This is a genomic window from Stenotrophomonas sp. 62841_Sma, assembly GCF_056482945.1.
In genome coordinates, this window is sequence record NZ_CM151224.1 from 4,097,047 (window position 1) to 4,119,737 (window position 22,691).

A 22,691-nucleotide genomic window follows, 5' to 3' on the forward strand; every position below is an offset into this window, starting at 1 on the left:
GTGCACAGGATAGCCGAGCCTTGGAGGACCCTCGATGAGCGACACCCACCCCGTGGTCCTGATCACCGGCAGCGCGCGCCGGATCGGTGCAGCCATCGCCCGCCAGTTCCATGCCTGTGGCTGGTCGGTGGTGCTGCACGCCAACACCTCCAGCGCGGAGCTGCAGCAGGCCGCGTTCGATTTCGACAACGTGCGCCCGGGCAGCGTGCTGGCCCTGCAGGCCGACCTGCGCGACGCCGACGCCCTGGCCGACCTGGTGGAGCAGGCCGTCACCCACTTCGGGCGACTGGATGCACTGGTCAACAACGCCTCCAACTTCTTCCCCACCCCGCTCGGCCAGGTCACCGCCGAGGCGATGGACGAGCTGTATGCGGTCAATGCGCGCGCGCCGCTGCTGCTGTCACAGGCGGCGGCGCCCTACCTGCGCCGCCAGCAGGGCTGCATCGTCAACCTGACCGACCTGCACGGCACCGACCCGATGCGCGACCACATCGCCTACACCATGGCCAAGGCCGCGCTGGAGATGGCCACCCGCTCGCTGGCGCTGGAGCTGGCGCCGAAAGTGCGGGTCAATGCGGTAGCGCCGGGGGCGATCCTGTGGCCGGAACAGGGCAAGGACGATTTCGCCCGCGAGGCGCTGCTGGCACGCACGCCGCTGGCACGGATCGGCACGGTCGAGGAGATCGCCGAGGCGGTCTACTGGCTGGTGGCCGAAGCCAGCTTCGTCACCGGCCACACCCTGCGCGTGGATGGTGGGCGTACGGTCAGTTGAAATGTTGCCGGCCAGCAGCCGGCGCGAGCGGTAGTGCCGGCCGCTGGCCGGCAACCACCCTCATTCCAGGTCCACGACCTCGAACGCCTCGCCAAACTGCGTGTGCGCACTCCACAGCGTTGCCAGGTCCAACCCGCTGACCGGGTCGATGAAGCCCGGTGCGATGTCGGCCAGCGGCTTCAGCACGAAGGCGTGCTTCAGCTCCGGGCGCGGAATGCGCAGGTGGCCGGGACCTTCCACCACCAGATCCCCGTAGAACACTACGTCGATGTCCAAGGTCCGATCGGAGAAGCGCGGCCCACTGCGGTCACGCCCGTGCGCGTCTTCCAGCGCATGCAGCCACTCGTCCAGTTCCTGCAGCGGCAGGTCGGTTTCGATCGCCACCGCATTGTTGAGGAAGGCCGGGCCATCGAAGCCGACCGCGGCGGTACGGTAGGCGGGCGACACCTGCAGCGCGCCGAAGCGCTCGCGCAGGGCCGCCACCGCGGCGTGGAGGTAGCGACGGGGCTGGACGTTGCTGCCCAGGCTCAGGAGCACGGTGGTCATGCGGTTCAGGTGACGGCACTTGGGGGGGGCGTGGACATGCCGTCGTCACGGCGGCCTGCCTACAATCCGGGACGCACATGATAGGGCACCGACATGACCTATTGCGTTGGAATCGAGGTGGACGAGGGCCTGGTCTTCGCCGCCGACACCCGGACCAATGCCTCGCTGGACGATGTGCGCGTGCACCGCAAGCTGCACGTGTTCGAGTACCCCGGCCAGGCAGCCTACGTGCTGATGGCGGCTGGCAACCTGGCCACCACCCAGCTGCTGGTGTCGCGCCTGGGGCGCGATGCCGGCGAACGGCGCACGCCCAACCTGCGCGACATGGCCCATCTGTTCGAAGCCGCCGAGTACGTCGGCCAGCTGCTGGTGGACAGCCAGGTGCACAGCAGCCACAGCGAACACGGCCATGACGGGGTCAACACCCAGGCCACGCTGATCTTCGGCGGCCAGATCGCCGGCGAGCGTCCCGGGCTGTACATGATCTACCCGCTCGGCAACGCCATCGCTGCTTCGCCGGAGACGCCGTACCTGCAGATCGGTGAGTCCAAGTACGGCAAACCTATCCTCGACCGCATCCTCAGCCCGGCCACACACCTGGAGGATGCCGCGCGTACGGCCATCGTCTCGCTGGACTCCACCATCCGCTCCAACCTGTCGGTGGGCCTGCCGATCGACCTGGCGCTGCTGCGCGATGGCGAACTGCGCATCGGCCAGCAGCTGCGGCTGGGCGCGGATTCGGCGTTGTATGCCGATATTCACCAGAACTGGTCGCGGCGGCTGGAACAGGCGGTGGACGCGCTGCCGCGGTTCCCCTGGGAAACCCTGGACCGGTAGTGCCGGCCGCTGGCCGGCAACCGCAGTGATCCCACCGCACGGGAATGCCGGCCAGCGGCCGGCACTACCGCGGCATCAGCCCAGCGCTTCAGCCACCGCGCGGAACACCTGCTGCATCGGCAGCGGCCAATACCAGCCACGCATCTCCAGGGAAACCGGGGACCGGTAGTGCCGGCCGCTGGCCGGCAACCGCAGTGATCCCACCGCACGGGAATGCCGGCCAGCGGCCGGCACTACCGCGGCGTCAGCCCAGCGCTTCGGCCACCGCGCGGAACACCTGCTGCATCGGCAGCGGCCAACACCAGCCACGCATCTCCAGGGAAACCGGGGACCGGTAGTGCCGGCCGCTGGCCGGCAACCGCAGTGATCCCACTGCACGGGAATGCCGGCCAGCGGCCGGCACTACCGGGGCATCAGCCCAGCGCTTCGGCCACCGCGCGGAACACCTGCTGCATCGGCAGCGGCCAATACCAGCCACGCATCTCCAGGGAAACCGGGGACCGGTAGTGCCGGCCGCTGGCCGGCAACCGCAGTGATCCCATCGCACGGCGATGCCGGCCAGCGGCCGGCACTACCGCGGCGTCAGCCCAGCGCTTCAGCCACCGCGCGGAACACCTGCTGCATCGGCAGCGGCCAATACCAGCCACGCATCTCCAGGGAAACCGGGGACCGGTAGTGCCGGCCGCTGGCCGGCAACCGCAGTGATCCCATCGCACGGGAATGCCGGCCAGCGGCCGGCACTACCGGGGCGTCAGCCCAGCGCTTCGGCCACCGCGCGGAAGACCTGCTGCATCGGCAGCGGCCAATACCAGCCACGCATCTCCAGGGAAACCGGGGACTGGTAGTGCCGGCCGCTGGCCGGCAACCGCAGTGATCCCATCGCACGGCGATGCCGGCCAGCGGCCGGCACTACCGCGGCATCAGCCCAGCGCTTCGGCCACCGCGCGGAACACCTGCTGCATCTGCAGCGGCTTGCGCAGCACGTGCACTTCCACGCCAGCGGGGAATGCATCGGCCGATACATCCACCGTTGCGTCTTCCAGCACCAGCGCCGGGCCGCGATAGCCCAGTACAGCCATCTCGCCCAGCAGCTGGCTGGCCGGCAGCAGCTTGGAACCGGCATCGGCGATCACCAGTGCCGGCAACGCCTCCTGCTGCATCCAGCGCAGCGCCGCCGGACCATCGGATGCCAGCTGCAGCTGATAGCCCTGGCTGGACAGCGCATTACCGAGCAGCGACAGGCGCGTGGCTTCGCCGTCAACCACCAGGATCGACTGGCCACTGCCCAGCGCCACCAGCTGCTCGATCGGCTCGCTGCCATCGATGGCCTCATGCATCGGCAGGCGCAGCTCGAAGCAGGTGCCCTGCCCCGGCTGGCTGTTGACGTGGATGCTGCCACCGGCGCCTTCAACGATGCGCTTGCAGGAAATCAGCCCCAGGCCGGTGCCATCGGCCTTGGTGGTGAAGAACGGATTGAACAGGTGCGACAGCGTGTCCGCATCCATGCCGATGCCTTCATCGGCCACGCAGATCTGCATCCAGTCCACGCCATCGCGCTCGCCGGCATGGCTGGCAGTCAGGCTCAGGCGCCCGCCGTTGGGCATCGCCTGAATCGCGTTGAGCGCCAGGTTCAGCATCACCTGCTGCAGTTCGGTGTAGTTGGCGTCGACCACCAGACCTTCGTCCTGCACCTGCAACTCCAGGCGCACCGCATCGGGCACGTTGCTGCGCAACAGCAGCGCCACCGCATCGAACAGGCCATCGATCTCGATGCGCTCGCTCGGCTTGCGCGAGCCGCGCACGAACGACAGCATCGACTCGGCCATCTCGTGGCCACGGCGGCCGCACTCGGCGATGACATCGGCCAGATGGTGCAGCTGCGGATCCTCGGTGCGCGCCTTCAGCAGGTCCGGCATGATCAGCAGCGGCTGCAGGATGTTGCGCAGGTCGTGGCTGAGGCCGGCGGCAAGCAGCGACAGGCTTTCCAGGCGCTGCGCGCGCATCAGTTCGGTTTCCACCCGCGCGCGCTCTATGGCGCTGCGTGCATCGCGGATCGCACGCGCCACCGCCGACGGCAGGCGCGCCGGCAGGTGCTTGATGATGTAATCGTTGGCGCCCTTCTGCAGCGCCGCCACCGCATTCTCCTCACCCATGGTGCCGGAGACGAAGATGAAGGGCACTTCCGGTGAGGTCTCGCGCACGATGCGCAGCGCGTCATCACCGGAGAACCCCGGCATGCTCAGGTCGGACAGCACGATGTCCGGCTGGAACGCGACCAGTGCCTGGCGCAGTTCGGCCTCGCTTTCGACGCGCTCGAAACGGGCCTCCAGGCCCGCGTCGAGCATCTGTTCGGACATCAGCTCGGCATCTTCCGGTGAGTCCTCCACCAGCAGGATGCGCAGCGCCCCCAGGGCGGGACCGGTCAGGGGCATGGGCTCACTCGAGTTCCGGTGCCTGGTTGATCAACGCCCAGAACTTGCCCAGGGTCTGCACCGCGCCGAAGAACTGGTCCACGTCCACCGGCTTGACCACATAGGCGTTCACGCCCATGTCCCAGCTGCGGGCCAGGTCGCTTTCCTCGCGCGAGGACGACAGGATCACCACCGGCAGGCGCTTGAGCTCTTCGTGCTCGCGGATCTGCCGCAGCACCTCCAGGCCATCCATGCGCGGCATCTTGATGTCCAGCAGCAGCACCGCCGGCAGGCCTTCCTCGCGGTTGGCGAAGGCACCACGGCGCAACAGGTAGTCCATCACTTCCACGCCATCCTCGACGTGCACGATGGGGTTGGCCAGACGCGCCTCTTCCAGGGCGTCGATCGCCATTTCGGCATCAGCCGGGCTGTCTTCGGCGAGAAGAATGGTGCGCAGAGTGGTCATGCAGAAGGCCCTTGTTTGTCCGCATCGATCGCGGGAGGCAGGTAGAAGTGGAAGGTGGCGCCGACGTCCGGTTCAGCCTCGGCCCAGATACGGCCGCCATGACGGGTGAGCACGCGGCGCACGCTGGCCAGGCCGATGCCGGTACCCGGGTAGTCGCTGGCCTTGTGCAGGCGCTGGAAGACACCAAACAGCTTGCCGGCGTAGGCCATGTCAAAGCCTGCACCATTGTCGCTGACCGTGAACTGATGACCGCCGTCAGGCTGCGGCTGGTAGTCCACGCGGATCTTCGCTGGTTCGCGGTTGCCCGAGTACTTCACCGCGTTGCCGAGCAGGTTCAGCCAGACCTGGCGGATCATGTTCTCATCGCCCACGACGATCGGCAGCGGCGCGATGCTCCACTCCACGTGGTGCGCATGGCCGCTGTTCTCGGCCTCGGCCTGCAGGTTGGAATCGAGCATGGCGCGGGTATCGGCCACCAGCGACTGCATGTCCACCGCCTGCTGGCGCATTGCCGCGCGGCCCAGCCGCGAGTAGACCAGCAGGTCGTCGATCAGTGCCGCCATGCGCCGCGCCGAACTGGAGATCACCTCCAGGTAATGGCGGCTCTTGTCATCGGCGGCGTCGCCCAGATGGCGCGACAGCTTGTCGGAGAAACCGGCCACGTGGCGCAGTGGTGCACGCAGGTCGTGCGACACCGAGTAGCTGAAGGCTTCCAGTTCCCTGTTGACCTCGGACACCTGCGCAACCTTGCCTTCCAGCTGGCGGTTCAGTTCCTCCACCCGCAGCTGCACGGCACGCTGCACGGTGACGTCGCTGACCGTGAGCAACACCACTTCGTCGTCGGTGTCCGGCAGCGGCATGCGCCGCGCGTTGAGCAGCATGTAGCGCACCATGCCATCGGCGGCGCGCTGTTCATGCTCGAAGTCCCACAGTTCGCGGCCGCGCAACAGCACATCGGACAGTCGCTGGCGCATCACGGGGTCTTTCCATGCACCGTCGCCGACAGTGTCCAGCAACAGGCCATCGGCGCGTTCATCCTGCAGCCCGTACAGCTCGGCGAAGGCAGGGTTGTGCAGCTGCACACGCAGGTCGCGGTCGAGCAGCACGATCGGCTCACGCACGGTCTGCAGCACCGAGGCTGCACGCGCGGCCGAACGCAGCGACTGTCGTTCGGCATGCAGGCGGCGACCGATCTGCCGCTGCAGCAGCCACAGCACCAGGCCAAGCAGCGCCAGCTGGATCACCAGCGAACTCCACGACACCAGCTCGGTCTGCTTGCGCTGGCGTGCGGCCTGCTCGGCGCGCTGTGTCAGCAGCGTCTGCTCGCTCGCCTGCAGTTCCTCCACCAGGCCACGGATCGGATAGCGCGTGCTCAGGTCCTGCACCAGCTCGCGCTGATCACTGTTGGGTTCGGACTTTGCCAGTTCGCGGGCAAGCGCCATGCGCCCTTCCAGCATCGACTCGATACGGCCGATGCGGATCAGCTGCTCAGGATTGTCGCGGGTCATCCGGCCCAGTTCAGCCAGGCGACCGGGAAGATCATTGGCTTTGGCCATGCGCTCGCGCAGGCCAGGCGCATCCACACCCTTGGACAGGGTCAGCGCAGCCGATTCGACATCGCGTACATCAGCCTGCAGCTGCTGCAGGGCCACACCCACGGCCTGGGTATGATTGACCCAGGCCATCGCATCTTCGCTGTCCTGCTGCAGTTGGCGCAGGGTCAACCACGGCACCACGATGATCGCGGCGGCGGCCAGCGCCAGGGCCGGCAACCGCCAACGGTCCCAGATGTCATCACTGAAAACCAGCGCCATAGTTCCTCGTCAGCACAGCCGCGGAGCGTAGGCCGATACCGGCCCGGCTGCGGCGGAACGGGCAATATAGCGCAGGCGGTCACAACTCTGGAGTTTCCAGCCTGGTTGGCTGAACGGGTTGCGGAAACCCACGATAGAGCCGGGACGTGCTCGGCTGCAACCCAAAGGGCAGTCGAGCAAGCTCGACTCTACCCAGGCAGCGGGCGCCCCATGCGGGGCGCCCTCCGGGGTCAGCGCTTGGCAGCAGCGCTGACCTTCAATGCAGCGGCATCGACGCGGGTCACGCCCTTGATGCCCTTGGCGGTGGTGACCGCCTTGTCCTTCTCGGCCTGGGTGGCCACGGCACCACTCAGGCTGACCACGCCGTTCACGGTTTCCACCTTGATTTCAGTGCCCGGAACGTTGCTGCTGGCCAGCAGATCGGCCTTCACCTTGGTGGTGATCCAGGTATCGGTCACCGGCTCGTTGGAGTCATGGCGATCAGCATGGGTTGCCGGATGGGTGCTGGTCGGCGGGCTCTTCGCGGCCGGGTCCTTGGCGAAGGCAGCCGAGGAGGACAGCGCCAGGCCCAGGGTCAGGGCGGAAGCAATCAGCGTGCGGGTGGTATTGCTCATCGTGTCGTACTCCTTCGGGATGTGCTGCCAGTCTGGACAAGCCGCCGTAGAGCAGGCGTGGCGTTGCGGTCATGCCGCTGTGAATCGAGGCGATTCCAACGGCAACGGTTCAGTTTTGGCCTGTACGCAGGTGTCGTTTACCCTGCCCTTCCCCATTGCCGGAGCCGTCTCATGCGCCCCGACCTGCAACTGGCCCTGATCGGCTACGGCCTCGCCGGCCGCGTCTTCCATGCGCCGCTGATCCAGCACACGCCCGGGCTGGTGCTGCACAGCATCGTCAGTTCGCAGCGCGACACGTTGCTGCGCGCGTTCAGCGACGTGCACGTGCGCGCCACGCCGCAGGAGGTGTTCGACGACCCGGCGGTGGACGCGGTGGTGATCGCCACTCCGAACGCACAACACGCACCGCTGGCGATCGCGGCGTTGGCCGCGGGCAAGCATGTGCTGGTCGACAAGCCGTTCGCGCTGGATGTCGCTGAAGCCGAAGCGGTGCTGGCTGCGGCACGTGATGCCGGACGCATCGCGACCGTGTTCCAGAACCGGCGCTTCGATGCCGACTTCCTCACCCTGCAGGCGCTGCTGGCCGAAGGCGCGCTCGGTGACGTGGCCGAGTGCCATGCGCACTTCGACCGCTACCGGCCGCAGGTGCGCGACCGCTGGCGCGAGCAGGACGGACCGGGCAGCGGCCTGTGGTACGACCTCGGACCGCACCTGCTGGACCAGATGCTGGTGCTGTTCGGCTGGCCCGAGGCCATCGATGCCGATCTGGCCGTGCAGCGCGAAGGTGGCAGCGGCATCGATTACTTCCACGCGGTGCTGCACTACCCGCGGCATCGCGCGATCGTGCATGCCGGTTCGCTGGTTGCAGCCCCCACGCCGCACTTCAGTGTGCATGGCAGCCGTGGCAGCTGGATCAAGCATGGGCTGGACGTGCAGGAGGCACAGCTGCGGCGCGGTGTTGCGCCAGGGGCGCCAGGCTGGGGCATCGACCCACGGCACGGCGAGCTGGTGCGCTGCGATGCTGAGGACAATGTGCAGCGCAGTACCGTGGACAACCTGCCGGGCGACTACCGGCGGCTGTATTCGCAGTTCGCGGCGGCGATGCACGGCGATGGCGAGCCGACGGTCAGTGCGGTGCAGGCACTGCAGCTGATGCGGTTGCTGCAGGCCGGCATGGACAGCGCGCGCGAAGGGCGGCGAATCGCGTTGGGGTGATCGGCAGGGCTGCGCCCTGCACCTGCCGAATCGACGGCAACGTCAACGTCAAAGGCAAGCTATCCGTGTGATGGCGGGGTGGGTCCGGTTGCGGGGGACGCCGTAAATACGTCCCTGTAGGCTCGGTCGCGCCATCCATGGCGCTCACGCCCCCGCAACCGGACCCACCCCGCCTTCGACAGATTCCCGCGCCCGACGGTAGGTGTCGACCTTGGTCGACACATCGACGTGGAAACCATCGGAGACGGCTTTTGTAGAGTCGAGCCATGCTCGACTGGCTTCATGGGGTCGGAGCCCTTCGGCAACGCCGAAGGGCTCCGACCCCACCGCGGTGCTTACGATTTCTTGATGGCGTGGCCGCCGAACTCGTTGCGCATCGCCGACAGCAGGCGGTCGGTGAACGAATTCGATTCGCGCGAGCGCAGGCGTTCCAGCAGCGACAGGGTGATCACCGGTGCCGGTACATCCAGTGCGATCGCTTCGGCAACCGTCCAGCGGCCTTCGCCGGAGTCTTCCACGTACGGTGCAATGCCATCCAACGACGGATTGCGCTTTAGGGCTTCGGTGCTCAGGTCCAGCAGCCACGAACGCACCACGCTGCCGTGGCGCCAGACTTCGGCGACCTGGGCCAGGTCCAGTTCCATTTCCCGCTTGCGCTCCATCAGCGCGAAGCCTTCGGCGTAGGCCTGCATCATTCCGTACTCGATGCCGTTGTGGACCATCTTGGTGAAGTGGCCAGCGCCGGACGGGCCGACACGACCCCAGCCACGATCTTCGGCCGGTGCCAGCGTGCGCAGCAGCGGTGCGATCTGCTCCACCACCGACGCTTCGCCACCGACCATCAGGCTGTAGCCCTCCTGCAGGCCCCACACGCCACCACTGGTGCCGCAGTCGACGTAGCCCAGATCGTCTTCGGCCAGTGCCTTGGCGCGACGGATCGAGTCCTGGTAGTTGGAGTTGCCGCCATCGATGACGATGTCACCCTCGGCCAGGTGCGGGGTCAGCTGGCCCAGGGTCTGGTCGACGGTTTCGCCGGCCGGCACCATCAGCCACACCACGCGCGGAACCGGCAGCGCGGCAACCGCGGCGGCCAGCGAATCAACCACTTCCAGGCCGGCCTCGGCAGCGCGCTGGCGGGCACCCTCGCCCGGGTCGTAGCCAACCACGCGGTGGCCGCCGCGATGCAGGCGCTGGGCCATGTTGGCGCCCATGCGGCCGAGGCCGATCATTGCAATATCCATTGTTTCACCTTCAGTTGGGGTCTAGGGTCAGGCTGCCTGGCCTGCCGGTAGCCGCGCAGTGGCGCAGCTGCGCCTCGCGCCAACGCCGGTAGAGCGTGGTATGCAGATTGTGCACCGCCAGGTCGATCGAAAACGGCGTTCGCGGGTTGCGATCGAGCAGGCGGGCGATGTGGTAGCCGATGGGACGTATACCGCGTGGATGCACATAGATCACGAACTGCTGGTAGAACGGATCGTCCAGCAGCTGGTCCATGCGTGCCAGCGTGTCGTGGTAGCGCGGTTCCAGCCGTGCACGTAGGTTGGGATCGCGCTCGAACAGCAGGCGCTCGAAGTAACGCTGGCCGATGCGCGGGATGTCCTGCGCCAGTGCCCACAGTTCGGCATTGCGCTGGTCGTACCAGGCCAGGCCGCCATGCGCAGCCAGTGCCTGCGCGGCGCCCTCGCCCACCTCGACCACGACGAAGTTCTCGGCCTGGTTGCTCAGGTCGTCCAGCGTGCCCTTGTCGTACACGTGCTCGATGAAGCCGGGCACGCCAACGAAGGCCTGCCGTCCCATCGCCGAGGTGCGCACCGCCTTGCCATCAGCGAAGAAATCACCCGCGTGGGCACCGAGCAGGATGCTGTCGGTCTCGTGCAGGGCGAGGAAGGTGCCGATCGACAGTTCATCCGCTGCGAACTCCGTATCGAACGCGGCATCACCATAAAGCTCTCGTTGCGTGGCCAGCTGCGCGACCTGGCGGCCGACCCCGCATTCGGCACGCACGGCACCGCTGTAGAACGCCTCCAGTGCATGACTGTTACCCGCGCTCGGCACGAAGCCACGACCGAAACTGCGTGTGCGCTGCCAGCCTTGCGCGCGTGGGCCCTGCAGGCCGAAGCCGATCCAGCCCAGCTGCGGGCCGGAGAAGCGGAAGGTGGGATTGTCCTGCAGTGCCGAGGCCGCACGTTGCGTGGCTGCGCCCAGCTGGAACGCATAGGCACAAACCGTGGCCGGATCGTCCAGCAACTGTTGCAGCAACGCCTGGCGTGCTGCAGCGGACATTCCGGCCAGCCACCCCACGCGCAGATCGCCTGCCGCCTGTGCTTCAGCCAGCGAGGCACCTGTACACACCGGGCCGCCGTGCACCTGTGGTGCACCGGCCGTGACCTCGTCAAAGCGCCATCCCAGCCGCTGCAGCAGGCCCTGCGTGCAGTCCGGCGTTGCGGACGCAATGCCCAGCGCGGGCATCAGCAGGAGTGCCACGCCCATCAACGTGCCGCGCACGATCACCCTTGATCCGTGCTGCGGGCCGGTGCGGGCTCGGACGATGCAGGCTCGGGCGGTGCGAGCGCAGGCGGTGCGGGTTTGCCAGCATCCGCCGGCAGGTACTGTTGCAGGCGCTGGAAGAAGCGCTGATAGAACCCGGCTTCGGTGACGGTGCTGCTGGCCACTTTCACCAGCGAGTCGTCATTGCTGCCGAACGGCAGCGACACCGAGCCCAGCGCACCAACGCCCACGCTGGCCGACGTCGGGCTCTTCTTCAGCGCGTAGCGGTCCTGCACTGCGCTGACGAATACCAGCGTCTGGCTGCCACGCGGCGCGCAGGAGATGCGCAGCACCAGCTGCTCGTGGTCGTCCTCGCGTGGCTGGAAGTTCTTGTTGCCTTCCACCTGCGCTTCGTCGGAGCGGGCGATGGCGTAGCCCTGGCTGAGCAGGGTGCGCCGCGCGGCCTCGCAGGCGTCACCGGGGCGGCCATCGACGGTACGCGAGAAGGTGTCGCCGGAATCAAAGGATTCGCGCAGCAACGTACTGTCGGCGGCGCGGCCACCACAGGCCGACAGGATCAGGGCGCTGGCGAGCGCCACGGCAGCACTGGAAAGACGGGAGGCCCGCATGGGTACTCCTGCGAGGACGGTACCGCCAAGGGTAGCCCTGCGGCCGTGTGCGGCAGGTTGAAACCGGCGTGACCGAGCCACCCCGTTGCTGCCGGTTCATGCACAGAAAAGGGGACGGAGGGGATTAAGTCGTTTGTGGCACTTCGCTCGCCGGGCATGGCCCGGCGCTACCGTGAACGAGGTCCCCAGACAGAAAGGGGCCGGCAATGCCGGCCCCTCGGGTATCACATGCCGTCGCCGGCTCAGTCCGCCCAGCGACCAGCGCCGGTCGACTGCGGCAGCACCTGCGCCGACAGCGGGCGGTCATTGGCCAGCAGGTTCACCGCATCGGCCAGGATCGAGGCCGACTCGCGCAGCAGCGGGTCCGGACGCTTCTCGGCAGCCTTCTCGCGGGCGGCATCCTTGACGATGTCGCGCTCGTTGCCAGTCAGGCCGTCGTCGTTGCTGTCATCGGCCAGCGGGTCCAGGGCCAGGCCCAGCTCCTTGCGCATCGCCTGGCGCTCCTTGCGCTGGGTGTCCTGGCGCTCACGCTCGGCGCGGCGGGTGGCCTCGTTGAGCGAGATGTACTTCTTCGCGGCCTCGGTGCGGAACTGCTGCACGTCCTCGTTCCACCACTGGAATTCCTTGTCGGCGGCGATGCGCGCGTCATGGCGGGTTTCCAGCTTCGGCAGCAGCGGCGCGAAGTTGCCGTACTGGGTGTGCGGCACGGCAGCGATGCGGGTCCACGGCAGCGCGTTGTCGTAGGTACTCTCGCCGAACTCGGTGGCATCGACGCTGGCCGGGAAGGCCAGGTCCGGCACCACACCCTTGTGCTGGGTGCTGCTGCCGCTGATGCGGAAGAACTGGGCGATGGTCAGCTTCACCTGGCCGAAGCGCTGGGTCTCGCCACTCGGCCAACGGTCCAGGTCGACGATGTTCTGCACGGTGCCCTTGCCGAAGCTGGTTTCACCGATCACCAGGCCACGACCGTAGTCCTGGATGGCGCCGGCGAAAATCTCGGAGGCCGAGGCCGAACCGCGGTTGATCAGCACTGCCAGCGGGCCATCCCATGCCACGCCCTGGTTGCGGTCGCTGTTGACGGTGACGCGGCCACCGGACTCGCGCACCTGCACCACCGGGCCCTGCTCGATGAACAGACCGGTCAGTTCAATGGCTTCATCCAGCGAACCACCACCGTTGTTGCGCAGGTCCAGCACCACGCCGTCCAGCTTGTCGTTCTTGAAGCCGGCCAGCAGCTTGGCCACGTCGCGGGTGGCCGAGGCGTAGTCGGCCGCGTTGCGGCGACGGCCTTCGAAGTCCTGGTAGAAGGTCGGCAGCTTGATCACGCCGACCTTGCGCGCCGGCTCGCCATTGGCGGCCGGAATGGTCATGGTCTCGCCCTTGGCGGCCTGTTCGGCCAGGCGCACCTTCTGGCGGGTCAGCACCAGAGTGTGGTGCTTGCCGTCGGCGCCCTCAGCAGCCGGGATGAACTCCAGCTTGACCTGGGTATCCTTGGCGCCGCGGATCTTGGCCACGACGTCGTCGATGCGCCAGCCGATCACGTCCTCGACCAGGCCGGACTTGCCCTGGCCGACGCCGACGATACGGTCACCCGGCTTCAGCGTGCCATCCACGGCGGCCGGACCACCGGCGATGATCTCGCGGATCACCACCACGTCGTCCTGGCGCTGCAGCTGCGCACCGATGCCTTCCAGCGACAGCGACATCGCCTGGTTGAAGTTCTCGGCGGTGCGCGGCGTGAAGTAATCCGTGTGCGGGTCAACGGCGCTGGTGTACGAGTTCATGAAGAACTGGAAGACGTCTTCGCCCTTCAGTTCATTGACCGACTTCTCCAGCGTCGCGTAGCGCTTGTCCAGCGTCTTGCGGATGTCGTCCGGCTTCTTGCCGGCCAGCTTCAGGCGCAGCCAGTCGTTCTTGACCGACTTGCGCCACAGCTCATCCAGTTCAGCGCTGCTGGCCGCCCACGGCACCTTCTTGCGGTCGTATTCGAAACGCTCGTCGGTGGTGAAGTCCGGCTCCTGCTTGAGCAGCTTGCGCGCATAGGCCACGCGTTCGCCGACGCGCTGCTTGTAGACCGCGAACACCTGGAACGCCGGCTCCAGCTCGCCGCCACGGATGGCCGAGGAAATGTTGGCTTCGAACGGCGCGAAGCGCGCCACGTCGGCCTGGGTGAAGTACTGCTTGCCGCCGTCCAGCGTCTCCAGGTAGCGCTTGAACACGTCCTTGGAGGTGGCCTCGTCCAGCGCACGCGGACGATAGGCGTAACGGCTGTCGGACAGCAGGCCGTACACCAGCTTGGAGGTGGTCACCTGATCGGCGGTTGCCGCAGCGGGCAATGCCGGCGAATCGGCCTTGGCCGCCAGCGCCAGCGGCGCGACCAGCGCCAGGGCCATCAGGAATGCGGGGGCTTTGAATTTCATTGACGTGCTCGGAGGCGCCTTGCCAAGGGGGAGACTGCGGGGTGTTAAGACACCACGACAGTGCCGAAAGTTGCCGGGTTTGTCACCCGGCCGCGCTCGGTGGAAAACCAGCCTAGCCGGGCCGGTGTAGCAAATTGTGAATGCAGGCGAAGGCGTGACCGAGCCCTTGCTCGGCAGGCCACCAGCAAGCAGCCGAGCATGGGCTCGGCTCTACAGCAGGCAAAGGCGTGCGAACCAAGGTTCGCACCCACCGAAGGCGGCGGGCCGCGCCCGCCTGGGGCGTCAGGAGACGCCGGCGCCCTTGGCCTGCACGTCGGCGTGGTACGACGAGCGCACCATCGGGCCGGAGGCCACGTGGCTGAAGCCCAGCTCGTAGCCGTAGTCTTCCAGCGCCTTGTAGTCCTCGGGGGTCCAGTACTTCAGCACCGGGTGGTGATGCGCGGTCGGCTGCAGGTACTGGCCGATGGTGATCATGTCCACGTCGTGCGCGCGCAGGTCGCGCATGGTGGCCTTGATCTGCTCGAACTCTTCGCCCAGGCCCAGCATGATGCCGCTCTTGGTCGGCACGTCCGGGTGCTGCGCCTTGAAGTTCTTCAGCAGGTTCAGCGACCACTGGTAGTCCGCACCCGGGCGCACGTTGCGGTACAGGTCCGGCACGGTTTCGATGTTGTGGTTGAACACGTCCGGCGGGTTCTGCGCCAGGATCTCCAGCGCGCGCTCCATGCGGCCCTTGCCGCGGAAGTCCGGGGTCAGCACTTCGATGCGGGTGCCCGGCGACTTCGCGCGGATGGCACTGATGCAGTCGACGAAGTGCTGGGCACCGCCGTCGCGCAGGTCATCTCGGTCGACGCTGGTCACCACCACGTACTTCAGCCCCATGTCGGCCACGGTCTGGCCGAGGCTGGCCGGTTCGTTGGCATCCGGCGGCTTCGGGCGGCCGTGGGCGACGTCGCAGAACGAGCAGCGGCGGGTGCAGACCTCGCCGAGGATCATGAACGTTGCCGTGCCGTGGCCGAAGCACTCGTGGATGTTCGGGCAGCTGGCTTCCTCGCACACCGTCACCAGGCGGTTCTCGCGCAGCTTGGCCTTCAGGTTCTGCACCGCATTGCCCGAGGGAATGCGCACGCGGATCCAGGACGGCTTGCGCAGCACCGGCGCGTCGGCGAACTGCACCGGCGAGCGGTTGATCTTGTCACCGCCCAGCTGCTTGACCCCGGCCTGCAACGGCGCGGCGGACGGAGAGTCGCCCTGCACGATCTGCAGGGGAATGGAACGGGCGGTGGTTTCAGTCATGGCAGTTCCGGGGGGCGGTCAGGCGGCCGCAGAAAGATCAGGCAGTTCGGGCGTGGGCTGCAGCAGCAGGCCGAACTGGCGGGCCAGGTGGTCCAGCAGCACCGGCTTGACGGCCTCCATCCCGGAGGGCCCGCCCAAGTCTACTACCGAGGTCACCTGCAACCCCTGATAGCCACAGGGGTTGATACGGTGGAAAGGTTCCAGGTCCATGGCCACGTTGAAGGCCAGGCCATGGAAGGTACAGCCGCGGCGCACGCGGATGCCGAGCGCGGCGATCTTGGCGCCACCGACGTAGACGCCCGGGGCGCCCTCGCGGCGTTCGGCGCCGATGTTCCACTCGGCCAGGGTATCGATGATGGCCTGCTCGATGCGGCACACGTAGTCGCGCACACCGATGCCCAGCCGTGGCAGGCGCAGCAGCGGATAGACCACCAGCTGGCCGGGGCCGTGATAGGTCACCTGGCCGCCGCGGTCCACGTGCAGCACCGGGATCTCGCCCGGCGCCAGCACATGCTCGTCCTTGCCGGCCTGGCCCAGGGTGAATACCGGGTCGTGCTCGACCACCCACAGCTCATCGGCGTCGGCCTCGCTGCGCTGGTCGGTGAAGCGCTGCATGGCGCGCCACACCGGTTCATAGGCCTGGCGGCCGAGGTCGCGGACCAGCGCCGGGCGCGGCGCGCGGTCTTCCGGGGCGGCTTCGGCCGGGCAGCTGTCGGCTACAGCGTCCACTTCACTTCCGGGTGGTCGCGCAGTGCCTGGTGCGCCAGGTCGTACTGTTCGCGGCTCTCGGCCTTGAACACGATGCGCACGGACACGTACTTGCCGTTGGAGGAATGCTTCCAGCTGATGCGTTCATTCACCACATCGATGCCGGCAGCCAGCAGCAGGCGGGGAAGCTCATGTTCCAGGCCGCGGTTGGCCGGGCCCATGGCACTGAGCTCGAACTGGCCGGGGAACTGGAAGCCGTGGTCGGGGTTGTCGGACTTGATTTCCATGCCCCCATTATCGGGCCGCAGGCCAACAAACCCAAGAGTATTCATCAACGTCAAACAGTGCACCGGTGAGTCGCTGCGTTGCAGCTGAACAGCCGTTCAGCATTGGCCATTGCCCCTTGGGGCGCCGCAGGACAGTGCAGGATTGTCTTCACGAGACAATGTCGTTTTCGGAACAGACAAGTGATTCGAACGCGCTCGTTCCATCACGCCCGCACGAGTACCGTGTCGCGGCATATAACGACAGACAGAAAAAACCTCCACATGAGCCCCCCTTCCCAACGCCGCCTTGCAGCCCTCGGGCTGTCCGGCCTGCTGGCTGCTGCCCTCCCCCTCGCCGCCCAGGCGGCCGAACAATGTGGCCCGGACGCGATGCGCGACCACCCTCCGCAGGTCAATTTCCGCGTTGACAACGACCTGTTCGGCGGCCGCCACCAGGACCAGGGCTATACCAATGGTGCACTGTTGACCCTGGTCTCGCCCAATCTGGTCGATTACACCGACGACCCCTGCCTGCCACGCATGGCCCGCTGGGTGAACCAGTACCTGGAAGGGCTGCATCCGGGCAAGTTCGAACAGCAGAACATGATCTTCAGCATCGGCCAGGGCATCTTCACCCCGACCGATTTCAGCCGCAGGGACCTGATCGAGGACGACCGCCCTTACGCCGGCGTACTGATCGCAAACTTCGGTTTCAATGCGCGCAGCGGCGACCGCCTGCAGACCACCCAGCTGACGCTGGGCGTGGTTGGCCCGTGGGCACAGGGCAAGCAGGTGCAGAATGCGGTGCACGAAGTACTGGGCGACGAGAAATTCAAGGGCTGGGACAACCAGCTGCACAACGAGCCCCTGTTCATGCTGACCCATGAGCGCATGCGCCGCTGGCCGGGCGATGCCAGCGTCAATGCCGACGGCTGGGGTTGGGACGCGATCAGCCACTACGGCGGATCGATCGGCAACCTGGAAACCAAGGCCAACCTTGGCGGTGAAGTGCGCTTCGGCTGGAAGCTGCCGGACGACTTCGGCAGCACGCCGTTGCGCCCGGCCGGTGAGAACACTGCGCCGACCCGCGGCGGCCGTACCAATGGCTGGTCCTGGCACCTGTTCGCGACCTCGGACGCCGCCTGGGTGATCCGTGACATCACGCTGGATGGCAACACGTTCCGCAACAGCCACAGTGTGGACAAGCGCCATGTGGTGGCCTACGGCGGCTATGGCGTGGCGGTGATGTACGGACGCTGGAAGTTCGCTGCGGCGCGTTACCACAGCACGCGCGAGTTCAACGGCCAGCGCGAAGCGCCGGTGTTCGGCAGCTTCACCATCAGCCGCTCGCTGTAGGTAGGTGCCGACCGTTGGTCGGCACACCGGGGCCGGCATATCCGGATGGGTTCATGAGGAGCCGGCCAGCGGTCGGCACTACCCACATCCGGCAGGATTCATGCGCAAGCGGCATCCCGAAACAGAAAAGGCCGGCATTTGCCGGCCTTTTCCTTCACCACGCCGGGGCGTGGATCATTCCGATTCCCACCACATCCAGAAGCTGTCCCACAGGCGCTTGAAGAAGCCGGCCTGTTCGACGGCAGCCACCGCCACCAGCGGCGCTTCGGCCACCAGCTTGCCATCCAGCATCACCTTCACGGTGCCGATCTGCTGGCCGGCGGTGAACGGTGCTTCCAGGGTCTTGGGCACGTCGATGCTCGGCTTCAGGTCGTTGTAGCGGCCGCGCGGCACGCTCACCAGCATCGGCTGGGCCACGCCCAGCTGCACCTTGTCGGTGGTGCCCTTCCAGACCTTGTGCTCGGCCACGGCCTTGCCCGGCTCGTACAGGCGGTGGGTCTCGAAGAAGCGGAAACCCCAGTTCAGCAGGGCCAGGCTGTCATCGGCACGCTGCTTTTCCGACTGGCCGCCCAGCACCACGGCGATCAGGCGCTGGTCGCCGCGCTGGGCCGAGCTCATCAGGCAGTAGCCGGCTTCCGAGGTGTGGCCGGTCTTGATGCCGTCCACGCTGCCATCGCGCCACAACAGCAGGTTGCGGTTCGGCTGCTTGATGTTGCCGACCTGGAATTCCTTGATCTTGTTGTACGCGTAGGTTTCCGGGTAATCGCGCACCATCGCGCGGCCCAGCAGCGCCAGGTCGTAGGCGGTGCTGTGGTGGCCCTGCGCAGTCAGGCCATGGGCGTTGACGAAGTGCGAATTCTTCATGCCGATCTTCGCGGCATAGCTGTTCATCAGCGACGCAAAGGCTTCCTCGCTGCCAGCCACATGTTCGGCCAGGGCGATCGCGGCGTCGTTGCCGGACTGGATCGCCATGCCCTTTTCCATGTCTTCCAGGCGTGCGGTCTGGTTGACCGGGAAACCGCTGTAGCTGCCATCGGTACCCGCGCCACCTTCGCGCCAGGCGCGTTCACTCATCATCACCTGGTCATCCGCACGGACCTTGCCGTTCTTGACCTCGGCGGCGATCACGTAGGACGTCATCACCTTGGTGATGCTGGCCGGAGCCAGCTGTTCGTTGATGTTTTCACCGGCCAGCACCTGGCCGGTGGCGTAATCCATCAGCACCCAGGCCTTGGACACGCTCGGCGCCGGCGCCGGCGGAGTGGCGACGGTGGCCGGGGCGGCAGCGGCGGCGGCAGGCGCCGGCGTGGCCGGAGTCGGCAGCGGCGTCTGGGCGGAAGCCAGGCCCACCACCAGGGTGGCGGCCAGGGCGGTGGCGGCGGAACGGAAATTCATTGGACAGCAGGCTCCAGGGGACGGCCGGGAATGGAGGGTGGAACGTAGCGGCCATTGTAAGGCCGGGGCAGCATGGGCCGGCAGCACCGGCCCGGGTGGATCAATCCTTGACGATCTGCGGCGAACCCAGCCCCAGACCGGCGATGCGGCCGACAAGTTCCGCGGCACTGGCATGGTCGCTGGCGGGAACGCGCAGGCGGAACAGCGTACGGCCACCGGCGGCGATGTCACTGATGGTGGCACCGACGATGCCGGCGGCGTTGAGCTGGCCCATCGCGCGGTTGGCGTTGTCACGGTTGGAGAAGCTGGCAACCTGCACCATGACTGCGCCCACCACCTGCTGCGACAGGCTGGGGGTAGCGGCGGCGGTGCGGACCGGTGCCTGCGCAGCGGCGCGCGGCGTGGTGCTGGCAACGACCGCCGGAGCCGGCGCGTATGTGGTGCTGCGCACCGGCGGAGCACTCGGCGGCAGGCTGCTGACCGCCACATCCGGCACGGTGCTGGCCACGCCCTGGGTGGTGGCCGGCTGGCCACGCGCCGGCATGCCATCGGCCGGCAGCCCCTTGACCAGGCGATCGATGTCGCTGTCGGCGGCGGCACGCGCGGCCGGTGCCGGGCGCGCACTGGCTACAGCGCTGGCGGCGGCCGCCTCCGCAGCACGACGCTCGCGGCGCGACGGCTTCTGCGCCAGCAGGTTGCCCTCACCCGGCTGCAGCGCGCGCACTTCCACGTTGCCGGTGCCGCGCTGGGTGATGCCCAGGCGCACAGCGGCGGCATAGCTGAGATCGACCACGCGGCCATCATGGAACGGACCGCGATCGTTGACGCGCACGATCACCGACTCACCGTTGTCGAGGTTGGTCACGCGGGCGAAGCTGGGCAGCGGCAGCGTCTTGTGCGCAGCGGTGAACTGGTACATGTCGTAGACCTCGCGGTTGGAGGTCAGGCGGCCGTGGAACTTGGCGCCGTAGTACGACGCGGTGCCGCGTTCGACATAGTTGCGAGTGTCGTCGAGCACTTTGTACGACTTGCCCAGCACCACGTACGGCGTCTTGTTGCCGATCGCCGAGCGTTCTTCCGCGGTCACTTCCGGCTCGGGGATGCAGGCCACGTTGGGAATGTAGTCCGGCGTGCTGTCACGCACGCCCGGCTTGTACAGGCCACCGGCGGTGTAGTTGCCGCGGGTGCTCAGGTCTTCCTTGGCCGCCGCATAGGGCGATCCTTCCGGGCAGTGTGCCGGGCGCGAGCCGCGCCCCTGCACCAGGGTGCCGCCGGACTTGCCACCATGGCCGGCCGTGGCCGACTTCTTCGGCGCGCTGCTGCAGGCAGCCAGCGCGAGGACGATCAAGCCTGGGACCAGCCATCTGATGTTCATGCCGGGGGCAGCTCCTGTCCGGCGATGGCCTGGGACAACTGGAACACGGCCATCGCGTACATCTTCGAGAGGTTGTAGCGGGTGATCGCGTAGTAGTTCTGGAAGCCCAGCCAGTACTGCTTGCCGGTGCTGCCTTCAAGCGTGATCGGCGTGGCGGTGGCGCCCGGCTGCACCGCAGCGCTGGGCTGGTAGCCACGCTTCGCCAGGTCGGCCAGCGACCAGGTCGGCATCCATTCGGTCGGATTGAATTCCTCGCGGCCCGGCGCCAACGTGGCCGGCACGGCCACCTGCCCGCCACGCACCCAGCCACCCTTCTTCACGAAGTAGTTGGCAATGGACGAGAACACGTCGTCGTAGCTGGTGAACAGGTCGCGACGGCCGTCGCCGTTACCGTCCACCGCGTAATCGAGGTAGCTGGACGGCATGAACTGGCCCATGCCCATCGCGCCGGCATAGCTGCCCTTGAGCGTGGTGATGTCCAGGTTCTCTTCGCGGCCCAGCTCGAACAGCTTGGCCAGCTCATCGCGGAAGAACAGCTCGCGGCGCACTTCGCGTTCCAGCTTGGCCGGGTCGCCGCTGCGCGGGTAATAGAAGGCCAGCGTGTACAGCGCATCGAGCACGCGGTGGCTGCCGGCATTCTTCCCGTAGCTGGTTTCCACGCCGATGATCGCCACGATCACTTCGGCCGGCACACCGGTGCGCTGCTGGACGCGATCCAGTTCGGTGCGATGCTGGGCCAGGAACGCGCGGCCGCCATCGATGCGCGCCTTGCTGATGAACATCGGCCGGTACTCGTTCCACGGCTTGACCCGTTCGGCCGGGCGCGACATCGCGGCGATGATCGGCTGGCGCACCTGCGCCTGGTCGAGCACGCTGCTGATCTGCTCCGGCTTCAGGCCATAGCGCTTGGCGGTATCGGCAATGAAGCGGGCCCGTGCGACCTCGAACGGCACCGGGGTGAGATCGACCGGCGGCGCGGTGGCGGCAGCGGCTTCGGGCGCGGCCTCGGCCGGGCCATGGGCCTTGGCGGCGGGCTGGCGCGGCGTACTGCTGGCCTGGGGCGAAGACGGTGGGGACTTCGGCTGGGTCGCGCAGGCGACCAGGCCGAGGGTGAGCATGCAGGCCAGAGTGCGTCGAATCATCGTCGCAGGTTAGCAGGTCATGGATGAATTAAAACCCCTAACACCATGAATCACAACGATTTGCCTGCGAGCAGCGGGAAATGTGAAGACGTCGTGATCACACTTCCCCATTCAGATAGAGGTTGCCGGTTGCGTCCCCATCCCCGCAGACGCAACCGGCGACCGGATCCGGTCGGTACCCGCGCGGCTGCCGCTCCCCAGTGGCAGTGCTCCGCGCTCCCTGTACCCGTTGGATCAGTACTGCTTCCCGCCCGACGCCCCCTCGCGCTGCAACGATTGACGGCGCGCCGTGCCGAACGGGCCGCCATTGTGCAGGCCGATTACGACAAGTCCATTGATCAGGATCAACGCGCTGTAAAAGTGTGAACCAGCTAACGTTTTTTCCGGACTTTGGTCAGTGGGCGTGCTGCCGTGCATCGTTGTGAGAACGCTTCCACAACGGGCGTTGCGCAGAGTCAGGAAGTTTCCAGCCAACGGCGCAGCCCCTCGTGGGTGGCCGCGAAATGCAGTTCACGGGTGAGGCCAGGTAGATGGGCTGCACAGGGGCCGCTGCAAGTACATCCATGTAAGCTCGGTCGCCGCATCCATGCGGCTCACGCCCCTGCGCAGCCCATCTACCCGGCCACGGACAGGTTCCGTGTTCGTCCACCCACGGAAATAAAGAGAAGATCAAAAGCGGGTCGCGGTGCTGCGCTTGCTCGTGAGCCGAGCATGGCTATGCCGGTCGTCCTGACCGGCACCCTTCGGGCCGTCGCCATGGGCGACGTTGGCAGCGGCTCCTGCCGCTGCCTTCGGCTCTACAGGAAGCAATGAAGCGGGCGGCCAAGCTGGTTTTGCTTTTGATCTTCTTTTTCTTTTCCGTGGGTGGACACGCCCGAAAACTGTCAGGGGGCGGGCGCGGTGGGTTCGCGGGACCGTTGGCGCCATGGATGGCGCCATCGAGCC

General features: G+C 67.1%; 22 protein-coding genes. 4 read left to right on the plus strand and 18 right to left on the minus strand.

What is annotated here, in order from left to right:
* Positions 1-34 precede the first annotated feature (34 nt).
* Positions 35-772: a pteridine reductase gene (locus tag ACZK5G_RS19110; protein WP_024957037.1), complete on the plus strand. Its 738-nt coding sequence runs from the start codon at positions 35-37 to the stop codon at positions 770-772.
* Positions 773-832: 60 nt separating this feature from the next.
* Here the strand turns inward: ACZK5G_RS19110 and folK are convergent, their stop codons facing one another.
* The gene (gene folK, locus ACZK5G_RS19115; protein WP_478464431.1) at positions 833-1,318 is read right to left on the minus strand and encodes a 2-amino-4-hydroxy-6-hydroxymethyldihydropteridine diphosphokinase; all 486 of its coding nucleotides are present in this window, start codon (positions 1,316-1,318) and stop codon (positions 833-835) included.
* Between the two features lie 93 nt (positions 1,319-1,411).
* Here folK and ACZK5G_RS19120 point away from each other — a divergent pair, with 93 nt between their 5' ends.
* Positions 1,412-2,155, plus strand: a complete 744-nt coding sequence (locus tag ACZK5G_RS19120) for a proteasome-type protease (protein WP_049421375.1) — start codon at positions 1,412-1,414, stop codon at positions 2,153-2,155.
* A gap of 413 nt (positions 2,156-2,568) precedes the next feature.
* Here ACZK5G_RS19120 and ACZK5G_RS19125 read toward each other — a convergent pair whose 3' ends face one another.
* The 7 genes from ACZK5G_RS19125 to ACZK5G_RS19155 form a co-directional block, all read right to left on the minus strand.
* On the minus strand, positions 2,569-2,697 hold the full coding sequence (locus ACZK5G_RS19125; protein ID WP_262975182.1) for a hypothetical protein: 129 nt from the start codon (positions 2,695-2,697) through the stop codon (positions 2,569-2,571).
* A 40-nt stretch (positions 2,698-2,737) separates the two neighbouring features.
* Positions 2,738-2,866, minus strand: a complete 129-nt coding sequence (locus ACZK5G_RS19130; RefSeq protein WP_262975182.1) for a hypothetical protein — start codon at positions 2,864-2,866, stop codon at positions 2,738-2,740.
* A gap of 40 nt (positions 2,867-2,906) precedes the next feature.
* Positions 2,907-3,035, minus strand: coding sequence for a hypothetical protein (locus tag ACZK5G_RS19135; protein WP_262975181.1), 129 nt, complete (start codon positions 3,033-3,035; stop codon positions 2,907-2,909).
* A 40-nt stretch (positions 3,036-3,075) separates the two neighbouring features.
* A complete protein-coding gene (locus ACZK5G_RS19140) occupies positions 3,076-4,587 on the minus strand; it encodes a hybrid sensor histidine kinase/response regulator (protein ID WP_125893459.1) in 1,512 nt (503 codons plus the stop codon).
* Positions 4,588-4,591: 4 nt separating this feature from the next.
* Positions 4,592-5,032 carry a response regulator gene (locus tag ACZK5G_RS19145; protein WP_005411057.1) on the minus strand — a complete coding sequence of 147 codons (441 nt, stop codon included), beginning with the start codon at positions 5,030-5,032 and terminating at the stop codon, positions 4,592-4,594.
* A complete protein-coding gene (locus ACZK5G_RS19150; protein WP_164081145.1) occupies positions 5,029-6,846 on the minus strand; it encodes a sensor histidine kinase in 1,818 nt (605 codons plus the stop codon). Before ACZK5G_RS19150 ends, ACZK5G_RS19145 begins: the two co-directional genes overlap by 4 nt.
* Positions 6,847-7,076: 230 nt before the next feature.
* Positions 7,077-7,460 carry a BON domain-containing protein gene (locus tag ACZK5G_RS19155; RefSeq protein ID WP_006470382.1) on the minus strand — a complete coding sequence of 128 codons (384 nt, stop codon included), beginning with the start codon at positions 7,458-7,460 and terminating at the stop codon, positions 7,077-7,079.
* Between the two features lie 171 nt (positions 7,461-7,631).
* Here ACZK5G_RS19155 and ACZK5G_RS19160 point away from each other — a divergent pair, with 171 nt between their 5' ends.
* Entirely contained in the window at positions 7,632-8,675 is a 1,044-nt protein-coding gene (locus ACZK5G_RS19160) for an oxidoreductase (protein WP_293794433.1), read from the plus strand.
* Positions 8,676-9,010: 335 nt separating this feature from the next.
* Here ACZK5G_RS19160 and gnd read toward each other — a convergent pair whose 3' ends face one another.
* The 7 genes from gnd to ACZK5G_RS19195 form a co-directional block, all read right to left on the minus strand.
* A complete protein-coding gene (gene gnd, locus ACZK5G_RS19165; RefSeq protein ID WP_478464433.1) occupies positions 9,011-9,916 on the minus strand; it encodes a phosphogluconate dehydrogenase (NAD(+)-dependent, decarboxylating) in 906 nt (301 codons plus the stop codon).
* A gap of 10 nt (positions 9,917-9,926) precedes the next feature.
* On the minus strand, positions 9,927-11,165 hold the full coding sequence (locus ACZK5G_RS19170) for a hypothetical protein (protein WP_478466536.1): 1,239 nt from the start codon (positions 11,163-11,165) through the stop codon (positions 9,927-9,929).
* A gap of 17 nt (positions 11,166-11,182) precedes the next feature.
* Entirely contained in the window at positions 11,183-11,791 is a 609-nt protein-coding gene (locus tag ACZK5G_RS19175; RefSeq protein ID WP_478464435.1) for a DUF2242 domain-containing protein, read from the minus strand.
* Positions 11,792-12,033: 242 nt separating this feature from the next.
* Positions 12,034-14,211, minus strand: a complete 2,178-nt coding sequence (locus ACZK5G_RS19180) for a carboxy terminal-processing peptidase (protein WP_032130309.1) — start codon at positions 14,209-14,211, stop codon at positions 12,034-12,036.
* Positions 14,212-14,493: 282 nt separating this feature from the next.
* Entirely contained in the window at positions 14,494-15,504 is a 1,011-nt protein-coding gene (gene lipA, locus ACZK5G_RS19185) for a lipoyl synthase (RefSeq protein WP_049421379.1), read from the minus strand.
* An 18-nt stretch (positions 15,505-15,522) separates the two neighbouring features.
* Positions 15,523-16,233 carry a lipoyl(octanoyl) transferase LipB gene (gene lipB, locus ACZK5G_RS19190; protein ID WP_032130311.1) on the minus strand — a complete coding sequence of 237 codons (711 nt, stop codon included), beginning with the start codon at positions 16,231-16,233 and terminating at the stop codon, positions 15,523-15,525.
* Positions 16,221-16,499: a YbeD family protein gene (locus ACZK5G_RS19195; RefSeq protein ID WP_005411067.1), complete on the minus strand. Its 279-nt coding sequence runs from the start codon at positions 16,497-16,499 to the stop codon at positions 16,221-16,223. The genes lipB and ACZK5G_RS19195 overlap by 13 nt, the downstream gene beginning before the upstream one ends.
* A 261-nt stretch (positions 16,500-16,760) precedes the next feature.
* Between ACZK5G_RS19195 and ACZK5G_RS19200 the strand changes: the two genes are divergently transcribed.
* Positions 16,761-17,834, plus strand: a complete 1,074-nt coding sequence (locus tag ACZK5G_RS19200) for a lipid A deacylase LpxR family protein (protein WP_478464437.1) — start codon at positions 16,761-16,763, stop codon at positions 17,832-17,834.
* Between the two features lie 174 nt (positions 17,835-18,008).
* On the opposite strand, the gene ACZK5G_RS19205 is transcribed toward ACZK5G_RS19200, so the two are convergent.
* From ACZK5G_RS19205 to mltB, 3 genes are all read right to left on the minus strand, one after another.
* On the minus strand, positions 18,009-19,229 hold the full coding sequence (locus tag ACZK5G_RS19205) for a D-alanyl-D-alanine carboxypeptidase family protein (RefSeq protein ID WP_032130313.1): 1,221 nt from the start codon (positions 19,227-19,229) through the stop codon (positions 18,009-18,011).
* A gap of 100 nt (positions 19,230-19,329) precedes the next feature.
* The gene (locus ACZK5G_RS19210; protein ID WP_478464438.1) at positions 19,330-20,604 is read right to left on the minus strand and encodes a septal ring lytic transglycosylase RlpA family protein; all 1,275 of its coding nucleotides are present in this window, start codon (positions 20,602-20,604) and stop codon (positions 19,330-19,332) included.
* The gene (mltB, locus tag ACZK5G_RS19215) at positions 20,601-21,746 is read right to left on the minus strand and encodes a lytic murein transglycosylase B (protein WP_478464439.1); all 1,146 of its coding nucleotides are present in this window, start codon (positions 21,744-21,746) and stop codon (positions 20,601-20,603) included. Before mltB ends, ACZK5G_RS19210 begins: the two co-directional genes overlap by 4 nt.
* Positions 21,747-22,691: the final 945 nt, after the last annotated feature.

Bases quoted from the DNA above. Each gene is read 5' to 3' on its own strand.
- ACZK5G_RS19110 (WP_024957037.1), top strand. From the start codon at position 35: ATGAGCGACACCCACCCCGTGGTCCTGATCACCGGCAGCGCGCGCCGG.
- folK (WP_478464431.1), bottom strand. From the start codon at position 1,318: ATGACCACCGTGCTCCTGAGCCTGGGCAGCAACGTCCAGCCCCGTCGC.
- ACZK5G_RS19120 (WP_049421375.1), top strand. From the start codon at position 1,412: ATGACCTATTGCGTTGGAATCGAGGTGGACGAGGGCCTGGTCTTCGCC.
- ACZK5G_RS19125 (WP_262975182.1), bottom strand. From the start codon at position 2,697: ATGGGATCACTGCGGTTGCCGGCCAGCGGCCGGCACTACCGGTCCCCG.
- ACZK5G_RS19130 (WP_262975182.1), bottom strand. From the start codon at position 2,866: ATGGGATCACTGCGGTTGCCGGCCAGCGGCCGGCACTACCGGTCCCCG.
- ACZK5G_RS19135 (WP_262975181.1), bottom strand. From the start codon at position 3,035: ATGGGATCACTGCGGTTGCCGGCCAGCGGCCGGCACTACCAGTCCCCG.
- ACZK5G_RS19140 (WP_125893459.1), bottom strand. From the start codon at position 4,587: ATGCCCCTGACCGGTCCCGCCCTGGGGGCGCTGCGCATCCTGCTGGTG.
- ACZK5G_RS19145 (WP_005411057.1), bottom strand. From the start codon at position 5,032: ATGACCACTCTGCGCACCATTCTTCTCGCCGAAGACAGCCCGGCTGAT.
- ACZK5G_RS19150 (WP_164081145.1), bottom strand. From the start codon at position 6,846: ATGGCGCTGGTTTTCAGTGATGACATCTGGGACCGTTGGCGGTTGCCG.
- ACZK5G_RS19155 (WP_006470382.1), bottom strand. From the start codon at position 7,460: ATGAGCAATACCACCCGCACGCTGATTGCTTCCGCCCTGACCCTGGGC.
- ACZK5G_RS19160 (WP_293794433.1), top strand. From the start codon at position 7,632: ATGCGCCCCGACCTGCAACTGGCCCTGATCGGCTACGGCCTCGCCGGC.
- gnd (WP_478464433.1), bottom strand. From the start codon at position 9,916: ATGGATATTGCAATGATCGGCCTCGGCCGCATGGGCGCCAACATGGCC.
- ACZK5G_RS19170 (WP_478466536.1), bottom strand. From the start codon at position 11,165: ATGGGCGTGGCACTCCTGCTGATGCCCGCGCTGGGCATTGCGTCCGCA.
- ACZK5G_RS19175 (WP_478464435.1), bottom strand. From the start codon at position 11,791: ATGCGGGCCTCCCGTCTTTCCAGTGCTGCCGTGGCGCTCGCCAGCGCC.
- ACZK5G_RS19180 (WP_032130309.1), bottom strand. From the start codon at position 14,211: ATGAAATTCAAAGCCCCCGCATTCCTGATGGCCCTGGCGCTGGTCGCG.
- lipA (WP_049421379.1), bottom strand. From the start codon at position 15,504: ATGACTGAAACCACCGCCCGTTCCATTCCCCTGCAGATCGTGCAGGGC.
- ACZK5G_RS19195 (WP_005411067.1), bottom strand. From the start codon at position 16,499: ATGGAAATCAAGTCCGACAACCCCGACCACGGCTTCCAGTTCCCCGGC.
- ACZK5G_RS19200 (WP_478464437.1), top strand. From the start codon at position 16,761: ATGAGCCCCCCTTCCCAACGCCGCCTTGCAGCCCTCGGGCTGTCCGGC.
- ACZK5G_RS19205 (WP_032130313.1), bottom strand. From the start codon at position 19,229: ATGAATTTCCGTTCCGCCGCCACCGCCCTGGCCGCCACCCTGGTGGTG.
- ACZK5G_RS19210 (WP_478464438.1), bottom strand. From the start codon at position 20,604: ATGAACATCAGATGGCTGGTCCCAGGCTTGATCGTCCTCGCGCTGGCT.
- mltB (WP_478464439.1), bottom strand. From the start codon at position 21,746: ATGATTCGACGCACTCTGGCCTGCATGCTCACCCTCGGCCTGGTCGCC.